Below are 15,016 nucleotides of genomic sequence, written 5' to 3'. Positions count from 1 at the left end.
CGTATGTGTTGTTAAAACTGGACATTTTGGAGCTTGTTAATCAAATTAATTTTAGGATCACTGGCCACTTTTCTAATCTCCAGTTCTATCCCCTTTTCGTGCAATTTATAAAATGCCTCTACATCCTGCTTGTCTACGGACACTGCTCCGGTAATTTGTGTTTTGCCTTCTTTGAAGCACATTCCACCTACATTTACCGATGTAAACGGTACCCCACCTTCTACAACCCGCAGTACATCCGTGGGATTGGTAAACAGGAACAAGGTCTTGAAATCGTTATATTTAGGATTGTTATAAGCTTCAATCGCTTTCGCAATCGTGACAACATAAGCTTTAATCCCCGGCGGCGCCACTTGTAACAATAAGGTTTTGCGCAGCGTATCCGCAGCGACCTCATTGCTGACGGCGATAATTTTGTTACACTTCGTTTCCTTCACCCACACCGTAGCCACCTGACCATGAATTAGACGGTCATCAATACGAACAAATGATATTTCCATACCTATAATTCCTCCTCTGTTTGTATGTCCCGGATGACACGAAAAGACTTCATTGAATCCTGACCCGCACGGATGGCCAGATCACTTAGATTCTCCACGTTCTCCAGCCCTCTATTAGTCAGCAGGTCTACGATCATTGGCAGGTTTACCCCTGTTACAATGTCCATTTTTTCATACCTGGCCACAATCCTACTGGCCGCATTATAGGGACTGCCACCAAACAAATCGACGAGAAAAATCAATCCGTCCGTCCAATCAATTGTTTCCAAGGCCGCTTTGTACTTCTCAACAAGTCCGTTAACACTTTCACCTGGTTCAAACGTTACACCCACCACATTTTCCAGATGGCCAAAAATCATTTCCGTGGATCTTAGGATCTCTTCAGAAAATTTTCCATGAGTGCCAACAATAACACCTATCATTTGTTTCACCCCCTCCTTGCATCCTTCGCCTATACTTATATGCAAGTCTCATGCCAAGATTCTGTATGATGCGATTAACTATCAAAAAAAAGACCAAACCCTCGGCTGCTCCGGGAATTTGGCCTTTTCTCACCAACTACTTATTATCCTTATCCGCATGATTAATACACATCCAGCATCGTTTTATACACTTGCGCCACTACTTGGGGATACAGTTATATACTTCGCTTAGGATTTCGCAAATATAATATTTTTCATCATTAGTCAGCTTAATGTTAATACTGGAGGCAAATATATTGCAGGAACGGTTCACCACATCGATTAATCGTTGGTCAAGCAAGGATACATCCTCCTGATACACTAGCCCTTCTCCAATGACCATTCGTTCCAGCGCATGAGCCGTATGAACAGCAAGCTGAACCTTCTTTGCATAATGGAAATCAGCCTCCAGTTCCTGTTCCAGCTGCTCGATAAATTTCATCAAAATCCCCAAAATTTTGTGAGGATTCAAATAAGTCATAAACTCCTTTAGCGTATCCTCACATAGATCTCTTACGATCACGCTTCCGTGTTCATGCATAACAGGCAACTGATTGTTGAGCAACAATTCTCTTAATGCCTGTTCACCGCTTGCCTCGATCAGTTTTTCCAAAGGGATAAACGGTACATTGAGCTCGCTTGGCCGCTTAACCCCAATCACCGCAAGAAGCGTATGCTTGGCCCGTAAATCCTTCACCACTTTATCCAATTCCCTGACCTTTGCCGGTACAACAACTATTTTCTCTTCGGTTAAGTCATAAACAACCTTCTCTACAAACTCCTTTAGCTTGGCGGCGGCACCTTTGCCGGAGGAACAGACCGTCACGATTACCTTATTACTGGTCTTTTCCGCTTTCACTCCAGCATTTCCAGTGTTATATCCACGAAAATCCTTCAAAGATTGATAAATTTCCTCTATATTCATATCAAAAATACTGGCCTTTCGCACAGCCTCCAACACAAGCGGGGTTGAAACCATATCGATAGTCTTCACCTTAATCCCGACACGTTCCATAATGGTTGCTTCAAGATTGAGCAAGGAGCCCATATCAACCAGCAGCAATACGCCTCTGCCATTGTCAATGTCCCTCACTTTTTCCACAATAACTTCCAGGATTTCTCTGGGGCTAACATCCAAAGGCATGTCTACTGCGCAAATATTTGAGCTCCCCAGCAGGCTGTCGACAACGCTAACGACACTGCTTGCCGTACTGTTGCCATGTGCAGCTACGATGATTCCCACATTTCCCTGGTGCTCCTCTTCTACCGATTTCAGAAGAATCGCCACATAGGTGGTCTCGGCATCGGGTACGCTGACTTCAAACTTGGACTCGATCAAATCCTTGATAATGAGTGCCAGTCTGTATTCTTCATCCTGATCATTCATCGGTTCATAGATTTGTTTACTGACATATTTTTTCTCCCGGATTCGCTTTAAAAAAGCACTTAAATGAAGACTGAAGGCATAAACAAACCTGTCGCTGTAATTTCTGTTCAATTCTTTTTGAGCCATCTCTTGCACCTGTTCAGCGAACTCTAGGATATTTCTGCCTACGATCTTAAGGATCCGTTCCCTTCCCCCTTTGATGTTATAAAATCGGTTATAGAAGCTTTTGATGTGAATATTGACATCTGTAGTAATAAACTTATTGATAAAACTGTCGTCGAGTCCTTCTTCTTTGAGCATCCCTATCTTGTCTTCAATCAATTTGTACAAGTTGAACGGCAGTTCAAAAGCGTCTACTTCATCCATTCCTTTGCTGCCTTCAGGAGTAATATACAGCGAGGAGTTGACCATCTCCATTTCGGCAATCTCCTTGCGGTTCTTCCCCATATTAAATAGACCTTCCTTGATATTTCCGGGCAAAATTTTAAAATCAAGTTCAATCTCTTCCTTATTTTCATGTATGCTGTTCAAAAATCCTTTGGCACACACAAGCTGAATGTTCGATTTCAACTGACCGATATTTCCATAGGTTACGCTGCCAATCAGTGCTTTTACAGTTTCCAATTCAACCCTAATAGGCTTGTTCACACGATGGGCTTCGTTTGCAAAGAGATGCTTCAGGATCAAAAACCTCTCTTCAACAGTTCGCTCTTGCAAGGAAGGAATGTTGATCGTAATCGGTATCCGTCTGATAAAGGTTTTCAGCATGGAAGAACCGGGATCTTCGGTCGTAGCGCCGATGAGCAGCACATTCGCTTCCCGCTTGCGCTCCGACTCGCCCAATTTGTTGTAACTGTTCGTGTCCATGAAATAAAATATCATTTCTTGGCCTTCTGGGGGCAGCCGATGAATCTCATCCAAAAACAGAATGCCCCCATCCGCTTTCTCGACCAGTCCCTCTTTCTCCCGATCAGCCCCGGTAAATGCTCCTTTTACATGACCAAAAATGTGGGAAAGTAGCAGCTGAGGGTTATTGTAATAATCAGCGCAGTTAAATACGATAAACGGTGCTTGCTCTGAAAAGCGCTTCATATATTTCCCATAATTATACATCAACCTAGCGAACATTGTTTTTCCAACGCCAGTCTGTCCCACAATCAGCGTATGTAGGCCCTTCGGCGGGTATAATATTGCCGCTTTTCCCTGCTCAACCTGGTTCCTCATACTCCCCATGAAACCAATTAAGGCGTGAAACGGATCCACTTGCTCTCCAGGCAGCAATATTTCATGAATACTGTTGACTTGGATTTGTTTCTCTTTAAGCTGAACCCGAAAGGTCTCCTCGATCACCTGCTTGTGCAAAAACTTGACGGGTCTCCCCTTGATTTTAATAATCAAGTCGGCGCGAAGTAGGCTATTAAGCTCCTTGCTTACATTATTTCTTAACATATTCTGTTGATCGGCTATTTCCGCAGCCGTAATTCCACCGCCGTCCTGCAAGGCCTCTACCGACAGTTTCTTTGTCCCATTGGCAATATACTCTAAGATCTCATCAATTCGTTTCACGGTATTCCCCCATGCTGACTAGTTCTTATTTAATTAGTATATAAAAAAAGAAATAATCCTCTACAAGAAAATAAACTGACAAGTTAATCATTAATCTGATACCCTTTTTATTGAATCTATCCAAAACTCAAATTCAGCCCATTCCATTCACTTCTTTTCCAAGATCAAAGGTTGGCAGTATAATTGCATAAGCTTCACGAATAAGCTGCATAAAAAGTTATTTTTGTTTCCCAGTAAGGAGCTGAGATAAAATAATGCGCTACGGATTACAGCAAGAGCAAACATTCAGGCTGGCTATGACTCCAGAATTACGACAAGCCATCACGATTCTTCAATATTCTTCGGTCGATCTGATGTCATATCTTCATGAGCAAGCAAATGAAAATCCGATCATTGACTTGGCAGAGATCGATATGTCCATCGAAAGAATCAACACAGAAGAAGAATATTCGCTACGAAAAAATGATAATCCGGTAGACCTTCTGGACTTTGTCTCTAATCCCGCAGATAATTTATATAGACATCTCAAAGCGCAGCTTGGGATGGTCCGCGGGCTATCCAAACTACAACAGATGATTGGCATGTTTCTAATTGGGAATTTAAATGAAAAAGGCTACCTTGAGCTGGATGTAAATACAGCTGCCGGAATACTTGACGTCCCCACCGATGAGGTTGAAAATATACTTGCCCTGATCCAAGGCTTTGAACCGGCAGGAATCGCTGCCCGCAGTCTGGAGGAATGTCTTCTTTTGCAGCTGCGATATGCCGGGAATGATGATGTTTACCTGGAAGAAATCGTGCGACATCACATGGTCAATCTTTCATGTAACCGCATACAAAAAATCGCGGATGCTCTAGGGATCGACATTCACATGGTACAACAAATGATCGATCAGATACGCAAGCTGAATCCTTGTCCGGGAGCGGCATTTGCTCCATATGAACGCCAGTATCATATAGCAGATATCTCAGTGGAGAAATCCAAAAACGACTACGTTGTGACAGTTAATGATATCACAGTCCCACGCGTCGGGATTAATCCTTTTTACCAAAGTATGCTTCGAAAGCCGGCGATGGAGGAAGAGAAACGATTTCTTCGTGAGAAGATGAATACAGCATTATGGCTTATTCATAGCCTTGAGCAGCGCCGCCTGACCCTGATGCGTGTGGCCCAGGCTATTGTTGATAGGCAACGGGAATTTTTTGAGCATGGCGTTTATCATCTGAAATCGATGACCCAAAAGGAGATTGCTGGAATAACCGGCCTGCATGAATCCACGATCAGCCGGGCGGTCAGTAATAAATACATGCAGACGCCCCGTGGATTGTTTGAACTCAAATATTTCTTCACCTCCGCCCTAGGATCGAAAGACGGGGATGCTACTTCATCAGAGAGCGCAAAAATGCGGATAAAGCAGATCATCGACAGTGAAGAGAAGCAAAAACCATTTTCAGATCAGGCAATCACAGAGCTGATGGCAAAGGAAGGACTAGAGCTGTCACGCAGAACGGTAGCCAAATACCGTGAAGAATTGGGGTATTTATCCTCCACCAGGAGAAAAGTGTATTAAAGCTTCAGCAAGCGGTTGTGAAAACTAAAAAGCAGCGCTATCACATTCTCCCGGCTGCCTCCCTCGTAGAATCTCCAATAGAATAGGCCAACCAGTAATCTCTGGTTGGCCTATTCATACGACCTGAGCCAGTACAGCCGTTTACGCAGGTAGCGTCTGTGTTTTCAATTGCACGTACAACTGGTGCGTCACCTGCTGCGGTTCAATACCCAACTCATCTTCCAATATTCTGACGAAGCTTTCATAATGCTTTTGCGCAGCGGTATAATCGCCCAGTTGGGCATAGGCGGTCAGCAGCAGACTGCAGATATCGTCTGAGTACGGCTCCCGCTGCTGTAGGCTGAGCAAGCGCTGAACAGACTGCCGGGTACGACCTGAGCGAAGCTCTTCTCTCGCCAGCTCAGAAGCACATGCCAGATACATACTGCGCAGCTTCTCCCTTTTTGCATACGCCCACGGGTAATCGTGCTCCTCCAGGTAGTTGCCACGGTATAGAGCCAACAGGCTATCAATACGCGGCGTACCGCCGCTACCGGATGCAGCCCATTCGGATATTCCCCGCTCGAATAGCTCTACATCTGTAATCCAGCCATTGCGGTTCAAGCGGTAGCGATCCAGATTGTATTCTAGTTTTGTATCTTGCATCCGTTCTTTCAACGCCTTGCGAATTTGGTAAATGGACGTGTGCAGGTGAACAACAGCCTTGTCCAAATGATATTCAGGCCACAGCGCATCCAGCAATTGTTCTTTGCTCACCCATTCCCCTTCATGGTGTAGTAAAAAGGAAAATAGCTCCTGTGACTTTAACGTGCGCCATTTGAGTGGTTTCGCTCCTACGGCTTCCTGTCCAACCTCCAAAATTTCAAGCTTTTGAAAACAACGTACCTTGGGGGATTGCTCTGCTGCAACTCCCAAGCTGGAGGAACGGGAATCAGCCAGCGTGGCTGCAATCCGATCTATCGTTTTGGATAGCCGCCGGGCATGAACGGGCTTTAACAAGTAATCCAGTGCTTGCAGCTCGAACGCTTCAATAGCATATTCCGAGTACGCGGTCACAAAGACGATATGAATATGGGAATCCAGCTGTTGAATCCACTCGGCGGCCTCCAGACCGTTCATCTCTGGCATTCCGATATCTATAAAAACAATATCCGCACGTTCTGACGCCAGATGATCCAGCCCCGCTTGTGCAGACGTATATTTCCCCATTACCGTTAACCGTCCGTCCGCCTCCAGCAACCGTTCCAAGTAGGTTAATGCCGACCTCTCATCATCAATCAAAATCGCCTTCATTTGTGTCCGTGCTCCCTTCCTGCTGCAACCATCCATCATGATGCTCTATCTACATGCTATCTGCTTTATCCTTACGAATTTTAATTTCTTATATTTTATATATCGTATCGTCGCGGGCGTGACATTAGCTTTTCCGACGAATGTACTGTACTTTTTTTATTCATCGGTATTCCGGGGCGAAATCGTTTCCGGCACACGGAAGCTTACCGTCGTCCCTTGCATAGGATTACTTTCAATCCTCAATCCTTCTCCATACATATGGATAAGACGGCGATGGATATTACGCAGTCCCACGCTGGAAGATATATGATCCTCCGACAGCAGTTGTTCCAGTCGCTCCGGTGGAATCCCTACGCCGTCATCGGTCACGCTGACCACAAAATCGGTTCCATCCTCCTGCACAACCACTCGCACGGTTCCACCTGTTGCCCGTTGCATCACACCATGCCGTATCGCATTTTCCACGATGGGTTGAATACTTAACGGCGGGATGAGCGACCGGATGTTCCTCCCTACCTCTACGGTTACCTGCAAACGTTCTTCAAATCGTGCTTTTTCCAGTGCCACATACGATTCTACCAATTCCAGCTCCTTGGATAACGGTACCGTATTCTCCCTGTTCTGAAAATCAAAGCTCCCCCGCAAATACTGGCTTAGCTCCATGAGCAGCTCCGCTGCTTTGTCCGGGTCTACGGCTACGGTCGAAACAATGACATTCAAGGCATTGTACAGAAAATGCGGCTTGATTTGTGCCTGTAAAAAGGCCATTTCAAGACGCACCGCTTCCTCCGCTGAATGGCGCATGTTCAGCAGCGTGCGCACACGCGCTTTTAATTCCTCAGCATCAACAGGCTTACGTAGAAAATCATTCGCTCCGGCCATAAAACCTGCGCGGATATCGCCGGGCAGATCGCGTGCCGTCAGGAGCAACACCGGTAGCTCGGACAGGGAATACCGTTCCCTTATCCGTCGGCACAGCTCAATACCGGACATTTCCGGCATCATCCAGTCCGTAATGACCAGGTCAAATCGGGTACGGCCATTCAGCATGTGAAGTGCCTCCTCGGCATGATCCACAGCCACCACGCTACAACCTGTGGCATATAATAGTTCCTCCAGTACCCGAAGGTTAACCTCGTCGTCATCTACAGCCAGCACTTTGTAAGGAACAGTCTGGACTCGCTCCAGTGCGTCCTCTTCATGCGGAATCACATTCGGACCCGACGTCACGCCAGGCTGCAATATAACCGCAGGCGAAACATCTTTTTGAGCTTCATGTCCCAACGTTCCGGTCTGCGCCAAGGGCAGTGTAAAATAAAAGGTCGAACCCTTGCCTAATCTAGATTCTACCCGGATATGACCCCCATGCAGTTCCACCAGACGACGGACTATGCCTAATCCAAGCCCTGTCCCACTGTATCCTTCATCCTCAGCATTCGCCCCTCGGTTAAAAGGTTCAAATATATGCGAAAGATGCTCCTGGGCAATACCGGAGCCGGTATCCTTTATACTGATTTCCATTTCACGGGTCCCCGCTTTGGCAGAGATTACGATTTTGCCTTCCTCCGTAAATTTCACCGCATTACCCAACAAATTGTATAAAATCTGAATCAGCCGATCCTCATCCGCATCTACTTTGGGCAACGAACTGGGCCATTCTTTGACGAATTGAAGCTTTTTCTTACCCACCGTATGCCCCAATACCTCCAGCACGGAATTCACAGCTGCCTGTACATTGACAGGCCGACGATTTAAGGCTAATCTGCCATTTTTCAAATTAGAAAAATCCAGAATATCGTTAATTAAATAAGAAAGTCTGCGTCCTACATTCGCAATCAAGGCCAAATTGTGCTTTTGCGGCTCATTGAATTGTGTCCCGTAGCGGTCTAGCATGGATTGAGCGATATTAATAATTCCATGCAGAGGAGTGCGCAGTTCATGTGACGTGTTCGCCAGAAATTCGTTTTTCAACCCATCCAGTGTGAGCAATCGTCGTGACAGGTTCTCAACCTCCATAAACGAATGTACAAAACGTTTGGCCAGCAGCAGCGTTTGAGCCAATACGAATATGAGCATTTCATAGGCTGTCACCCCACGTACATCTCCCCAGCCCAGAATATACACAAAACTAGTCACTACAATCATAAGAATGCTCATAATACTAATGACTAGCAGTGCAGCGTCATCCGTCTGTTGAAGAAGCCCACGAATCAAGATTAGTAACACGTATCCCACACTGACTACACCAAAAAGAAGAATAAACAATTCAAAGGATGAGAGTACCAATGTAGGCAAAAATAGCCCCATACCCAGCATCAGTGCGGTTGTAATATGATAGAAGCGCAGCACGATCCGATTCATAACAATCTGCGTCGAAAGATGAACATAGCGGATCAGAAAATAGTAGAACAGCGTTGACGAGAACGACTGTATTTTCAGTACCCATTCATAAGGTAAATCCGGTATTCCCCAAACCAGCAGCTTTTCTCCATGTGTCAGAATATAAAATAAAGCCGCGATGCAAAAGCATCCTAAGTAAAGTAATGCCTTCTCCTTTTTACGCAAAAGGTATAGCATGATAAAAAATACGGTAGGAATAAAAAATCCTGCGATCAGTACGGTGTCCTCTGCCATTGCAACTTCCCGGCTATGCGTAATACTCTCGTAATCCCCAAATAACAGTGGATAAATAATCCCACCAGAGGAATAGCTATAATTAGCCACATGCACGGTAATATCAGCCGAATGTCCATCTACCGATGCAAACCCAACATAGGGAACATTGCCCTGCTTACCCTTGTCGGCAGAAACAGAGGGAATACCACTCGCTCCGACGTTTTCTCCGTCAATCCATACTTGGCTGGCACTGCGAATGTTTTGCATATAGATGCCGTACAGATTTTCCGCTTTTTCAGGCAACAGCACACGGATATGATAGGTTCCATATCCGGTCGCCTGTCCCTTAGGCATCCACTGATTCCATCTACCTGGCACATCCACAATCTTGGCAGAAGATCTCGTTTCCATCCCCAACTCTGAAGAACTCTGATGACTTTCCCAATCCTTATCTTGTTGCATTTCATGAAAGGATAAAGGTTGCACAAGCTGATTAGGGTAAAATTCCCACTCCCCTCCCAGCTGTACAGGGCCTTCCTTATGAGGGTCCCAATTACGCAAATCAATAATACCGTTATGAGCTTTCCAATGACTGTTTCCGGATAAAACACCCGACACTAACGGATACACTGGTAACGCAACCGCAAGCAGAAGTATAATAAAAAATAAAACACCCTGTTTTTTCATAAATCCTCCGCTCTTTTCAATAACGTCTATCTTTTGTATCGGTTATTCTATTCAGCTACATTAGAAGCGTTGTCCATACAAAAAAGGACGCCCGCCGCAGATAAAATCTGTGCGGAATCGTCCCCTTCAATACGTACTTGTAGTTTCTAGCCTCTCCTATTAAGGAATCATAACGCCATCAATACTACCGCCAGGAATCGAGCTTGAATCGTCTCCACTGTTATCGCTCGGCGGTGTTGCTCCACCGTTGCTGTCACCGCTTCCTGTTCCGTTGCTATCGCTCGGCGGTGTTGCTCCACCGTTGCTGTCACCGCTTCCTGTTCCGTTGCTATCGCTCGGCGGTGTTGCTCCACTGCTGCTGTCGCCGCTTCCTGTTCCGTTGCTATCGCTCGGCGGTGTTGCTCCGCTGCTACTGTCGCCGCTTCCTGTTCCGTTGCTATCGCTCGGCGGTGTTGCTCCACTGCTGCTGTCGCTGCTTCCTGTCCCGTCGCTATCGCTCGGCGGCGTTGGTCGACCGTTACTGTCACTGCTTCCTGTTCCGCTGTTTTGTTGCTGGCTGGCTACAAAATCTTTATACTCCTGAATCGCATCTTCCAGATCCATGTAATTTTTCTTAAGTTCTGGCATAGGCAAATACTGGTCCAAACGATTGAATGCATCCACTACTCTGTGAAAGTAGACCGTCGTAGGATCTGTACCATTTACTGTAAGCAGATTGTTCGCAATGTTCTTAAGCTCATTGATATCAAGATCAGTTACGATCCATTTGAATTGGTAGTTCGCAAACGCTGTAATCAGATCCGTATTAGCTTGGTCTACCTGTACCTGTGTGCTATCCGGATTATTAAGCACAAGGTTTGCCAGATTAATCTGCCCTTGAAGTTCTTCGTTATCTTGTTCCGTATAATGACGGCCGAACGTCAAAATTTCATTATTGGCCAAATTGATATTGTGATTCAACAACGTAGTATCCACCGTTATAGGTGCAGCATACTGGCTCTGTACTTGTTGCAGCTCCTCATATACAGGAACAACGTCTTGTAATTCAAAGCTGGACAAGCCTAAGAAAGTAGAGGCATGCTCTGAAGCAGAAGACAAGGCTTGCTGAGCCTCAGCGCTTAATGCGCCTGAATTTTGCAGCAAAATTCCATTGATCGAAGTCTGCATTTCAATGACTTTGTCTCTCAATTGTAGTCTTTTCTCGTTATATTTTTCAAGATAGGTCCCTTTAGCCTGACTTAATTGATTATAAGAGATGACCAATTGCTCCTCAGGAGTAAATGGCATAATGAGTGCAAAGTTGGCTTGTCCTGTTTGTTGCTCTAAAGACAGCATTTCCGTATTCAAGTAATTACGAGCCACAGGGTTAGACAGCAGTTTTAGTTGAATATCTTGAACCAGCTGCTGCAGTTTTTCCCGAGTTGTAGCAGGCAATGGCACAGTGAACTCCGTAAGCCTTTGACTCAGCTCCATGTTCAAGTTCAATACGTCCTGCTGGGTCATAGCAGTGTGCATCTTCTCTGTATATTCCTGAATCAAGTTATCTAGTTCAGCATTTTGAGAACCATTCTGATCGTAGATAACCTGCGCTTCTTGTAAAGTATTCTTAAGCACCGAGAAGTCCGCTGCTTGCAGTGCCAAGAATGATTCTGTAGCAAGATCTATTTTTTGTGTCCATTCTTCCAACTGCTCAGTTGTAGCCAATGGATTCACATATACATTTGATCCTTCTCTTACTAAGGACTTGTAACGCGCTTTATCTGTTTTCAAATTATCCACACGATCCGTTACATCGACAAAATGCAGATAGGCATCTCTGAGTTTTACTGATGCTTTGTATACCTTTATTACTCGACGCAAGCTTTCTGCTTCCCGATCCACAATATTTTGAGGCGCATTTCCTTCCAACACATTGTTGCCAAATTGAATCGCTTGACTTAGTGAGTCGTCCCAAAGAGGTGGAAATTCATCACCAACCATTCGGTTTTGTTCAAGGGTAGTCGAAGCTAACTGAACCAGTCTAGTTAATTCCTGTGTTCCAATCACCGGCTCTGTGGCTGAGGTTGTGTACACAGAAACATCCTGTTTCAATGTGCTGAGCGCTTGATCTACTTCTGCCTGTGTAGCTGCCGTATTGTTCAGTACCAGCATAGCCTGATTGATTGCTATGGACAGGTTTTCCTTCGCTGCGACCGTGTAAAGCGCCTGATCCAGTCCACCCTCACCTGCACGCTCCAACAGTTCTTTGGCTGCATGGACTTCCGTCTCCAACTGACTGCGGTCTATACTGACGATATCACTGTCACGTTTTTTCTTATCTTTGCTATCTGTGTCCGTGACAACCGATCCAACAGAGGATGAGTTCTTCGTACCATTTACGAGACTAACAGCTTCCTTCATCGCATTATAGTTAACAATAACATCCTGCGGCTGTTTTTGTTCCGGCAGATTGAGCTGGTTGATTGCAGCCCCCTTGGCCAGTGTGATAAAAGGAACACCCACATATTGTGATGCATCCAGCAAACCAATACTTCCGCTCACCAACAGCTTGCCTAGTCCCTGTTGCAATGAAACACGACTAATCGCTGCATCCCCCTCGGTCCCGATCGATGCATCATTTTTCAGCGTAAGGTTGTCAATCTTTGTCGTCCCGGTTGCAGTCAGTTTGGCATCCTTGGAGCCCAGTTCTACACCGGACCATGTCGTATTTTCCAAAATGGCCGATACAGGCTGGGTCCCTGAGCCTTTGATTTCTAATACGCCTGTGGAGGACATGTTTTTCAAGGTTACCGAACCATTGACGATCAGGCGTCCATCAAAAGACACACCCTTACCGTCAAATACACCACCGTCTGCGTTAATTTCCAGCTTATTTACACCTGTGAGTGTACGCAAATTACGGTTAAGATCGATTTTTGCCCCTTTTAATACAGCTTTGTTATTTTCACCAAACAAGCCTTGCAAAGATCCTTCCAACTGGTACGGGATATTTCCGATTCGAACGGTATTGCCCTCTGATTTCACTTCTCCTACCGGATGATCCAGCAGGCTGACGAATACTTCTGCACCACTCTCCCGGTTCAATGGATTTTTCAAATCCGTTGCAGAAGCATCCTCTGATAACAGACCGTAAGAGCGGGCAACCTGAACTGCATTTTGCTGTGCATCCGCAGTACTTGTATCCTGCAAGTGCATTGCACGTACGAGCGAAACAATCAGTTCTTCCTTGGTAATGGCATCCCCCGGACGGAAGAGTTCTCCGTTACCTGTCATATACCCGGCTGCACGTACGGCCTCAATATAGGGAGCGCCCCATGCATCGGACGATACATCCATAAAAGAAGTCTGCGGCTGATTGTTAACTTCCAACTGGAACAGACCGCACAAAATTTTGGCCGCTTCAGCGCGGGTCAAATTCTTTTGTGCCATAAAATCGCCCTGATTCCCACCTGTCATCAAACCCAAAGTACGAGCTTGTGCTACAAATCCAGTTTCACTTTGTGTATCTGCTGTCGCTGCATAAGCAGTCTGAGCGCCCCCCAGCCAAGGCAAAGATACGATGGAGCCTGAAGCAATCCCCAATACCATCGCAGATGCAATCCATTTATTTCGATTTATAAGTTTCAACATTTCCACTCCTAGACGCTATTTATTGGCATATATCCTGTTTTATCAAAGTCTTTAGTCATGTTTAGTTCTACGGATTATGCAACCAAGGAACTATGCTAAGAGAATTATACGAAACCCCACTGAACCGATTCTGAACAATTAGTCCTATATGAAGGCATCACGCAACAAAATCGCTTGACTTGGAGTGAACTCCAAATGTAATAATATCCGGTGTAAGTAGCTGGAGTAGAACATTTGAAGAAAACAATATCTAGGAAAGAGAGGTATAATCAAATGGACTATATGAAACTTGGAAATACCGGCTTGGATGTATCCCGGCTTTGTCTTGGGTGTATGGGCTTTGGGGTTGCAGAACGATGGATTCATCCATGGATATTAGATGAAGAGCGCAGTCGTCCCATTATAAAAAAGGCCCTGGAGCTAGGCATCAATTTTTTTGATACCGCGAATGTATATTCAGACGGAACTAGCGAAGAAATCGTCGGACGGGCTTTAAAAGATTTTGCGAATCGAGATGAAATTGTCCTTGCAACGAAGGTTCATTTCCGTATGCATCAAGGCCCCAATGGTGCGGGACTTTCTCGAAAGGCTATTATGAGTGAAATCGATAAGAGCCTTAAGCGACTGGGGACAGATTATGTGGATCTGTACCAAATTCATCGCTGGGATTACACTACCCCTATTGAAGAGACGATGGAAGCATTACATGATGTTGTGAAGGCTGGGAAGGCAAGATATATCGGAGCTTCTGCCATGTACGCATGGCAGTTTCTAAAGGCTTTGCATATAGCTGAGAAGAATGGATGGACCCGGTTTGTATCGATGCAAAATCATTTAAACCTCTTATATCGTGAAGAGGAGAGAGAGATGCTGCCGCTTTGTAAGGAAGAAAAAATCGGTGTGATTCCATACAGCCCACTTGCAGGTGGAAGATTGACGCGTGATGCGCAGGAAACAACACATCGTTCCGAAACCGATCAAGTGGCAAAATCTAAATACGATGCGACTGCAGATACCGATCGATTGATCGTGGAGCAGGTTGCGGCCATCGCAGAAAAACGCGGAGTTCCACGCGTTCAAATCGCACTTGCCTGGTTGCTACAGAAAGAACCGGTAACAGCTCCGATTATCGGTGCTACAAAAACGTCTCATCTTGAAGATGCAGTAGCTGCTCTTTCGATTACGTTAACACCTGAAGAAATCGCATTGCTGGAAGAGCCGTATGTTCCTCATCCGGTAGTTGGCGCCCAGTAAATATGGATGAAATGACAGTTTCGAAATAAGAAACGACAAGAACGCCCTATC

Annotated in this window: 8 protein-coding genes; 2 read left to right on the top strand and 6 right to left on the bottom strand. The window is 45.4% G+C overall.

Annotated features, from left to right (window positions below; all coding sequences use genetic code 11):
* Positions 1–11: 11 nt before the first annotated feature.
* The 3 genes from NSS94_RS02220 to NSS94_RS02210 form a co-directional block, all read right to left on the bottom strand.
* Positions 12–500 carry a mannose/fructose/sorbose PTS transporter subunit IIB gene (locus NSS94_RS02220; protein WP_013369100.1) on the bottom strand — a complete coding sequence of 163 codons (489 nt, stop codon included), beginning with the start codon at positions 498–500 and terminating at the stop codon, positions 12–14.
* Between the two features lie 2 nt (positions 501–502).
* Entirely contained in the window at positions 503–922 is a 420-nt protein-coding gene (locus tag NSS94_RS02215; protein WP_013369099.1) for a PTS sugar transporter subunit IIA, read from the bottom strand.
* Positions 923–1,121: 199 nt separating this feature from the next.
* On the bottom strand, positions 1,122–3,914 hold the full coding sequence (locus NSS94_RS02210; protein ID WP_341038469.1) for a sigma-54-dependent transcriptional regulator: 2,793 nt from the start codon (positions 3,912–3,914) through the stop codon (positions 1,122–1,124).
* 254 nt (positions 3,915–4,168) lie between these two features.
* Here NSS94_RS02210 and rpoN point away from each other — a divergent pair, with 254 nt between their 5' ends.
* Positions 4,169–5,485 carry an RNA polymerase factor sigma-54 gene (rpoN, locus tag NSS94_RS02205; RefSeq protein WP_318627656.1) on the top strand — a complete coding sequence of 439 codons (1,317 nt, stop codon included), beginning with the start codon at positions 4,169–4,171 and terminating at the stop codon, positions 5,483–5,485.
* Between the two features lie 141 nt (positions 5,486–5,626).
* Here rpoN and NSS94_RS02200 read toward each other — a convergent pair whose 3' ends face one another.
* The 3 genes from NSS94_RS02200 to NSS94_RS02190 all read right to left on the bottom strand — a co-directional run bounded on the left by NSS94_RS02200 (position 5,627) and on the right by NSS94_RS02190 (position 13,711).
* A complete protein-coding gene (locus NSS94_RS02200) occupies positions 5,627–6,778 on the bottom strand; it encodes a response regulator (protein WP_069010770.1) in 1,152 nt (383 codons plus the stop codon).
* 156 nt (positions 6,779–6,934) lie between these two features.
* A complete protein-coding gene (locus tag NSS94_RS02195) occupies positions 6,935–10,081 on the bottom strand; it encodes an ATP-binding protein (RefSeq protein ID WP_341038467.1) in 3,147 nt (1,048 codons plus the stop codon).
* A gap of 159 nt (positions 10,082–10,240) precedes the next feature.
* A complete protein-coding gene (locus NSS94_RS02190) occupies positions 10,241–13,711 on the bottom strand; it encodes an S-layer homology domain-containing protein (protein WP_341038465.1) in 3,471 nt (1,156 codons plus the stop codon).
* Positions 13,712–13,984: 273 nt separating this feature from the next.
* Between NSS94_RS02190 and NSS94_RS02185 the strand changes: the two genes are divergently transcribed.
* Entirely contained in the window at positions 13,985–14,965 is a 981-nt protein-coding gene (locus NSS94_RS02185) for an aldo/keto reductase (RefSeq protein ID WP_165147951.1), read from the top strand.
* Positions 14,966–15,016 lie beyond the last annotated feature (51 nt).

It is taken from the genome of Paenibacillus sp. FSL L8-0644, assembly GCF_038008165.1.
Classification (GTDB): domain Bacteria; phylum Bacillota; class Bacilli; order Paenibacillales; family Paenibacillaceae; genus Paenibacillus; species Paenibacillus polymyxa_D.
This window is presented reverse-complemented; position numbering and strand designations above follow the sequence as displayed.

Excerpts from the sequence above, each read along its gene's own strand:
- NSS94_RS02195 (WP_341038467.1), bottom strand. The coding sequence starts at position 10,081 with ATGAAAAAACAGGGTGTTTTATTTTTTATTATACTTCTGCTTGCGGTT.
- rpoN (WP_318627656.1), top strand. The coding sequence starts at position 4,169 with ATGCGCTACGGATTACAGCAAGAGCAAACATTCAGGCTGGCTATGACT.
- NSS94_RS02200 (WP_069010770.1), bottom strand. The coding sequence starts at position 6,778 with ATGAAGGCGATTTTGATTGATGATGAGAGGTCGGCATTAACCTACTTG.
- NSS94_RS02215 (WP_013369099.1), bottom strand. The coding sequence starts at position 922 with ATGATAGGTGTTATTGTTGGCACTCATGGAAAATTTTCTGAAGAGATC.
- NSS94_RS02190 (WP_341038465.1), bottom strand. The coding sequence starts at position 13,711 with ATGTTGAAACTTATAAATCGAAATAAATGGATTGCATCTGCGATGGTA.
- NSS94_RS02220 (WP_013369100.1), bottom strand. The coding sequence starts at position 500 with ATGGAAATATCATTTGTTCGTATTGATGACCGTCTAATTCATGGTCAG.
- NSS94_RS02185 (WP_165147951.1), top strand. The coding sequence starts at position 13,985 with ATGGACTATATGAAACTTGGAAATACCGGCTTGGATGTATCCCGGCTT.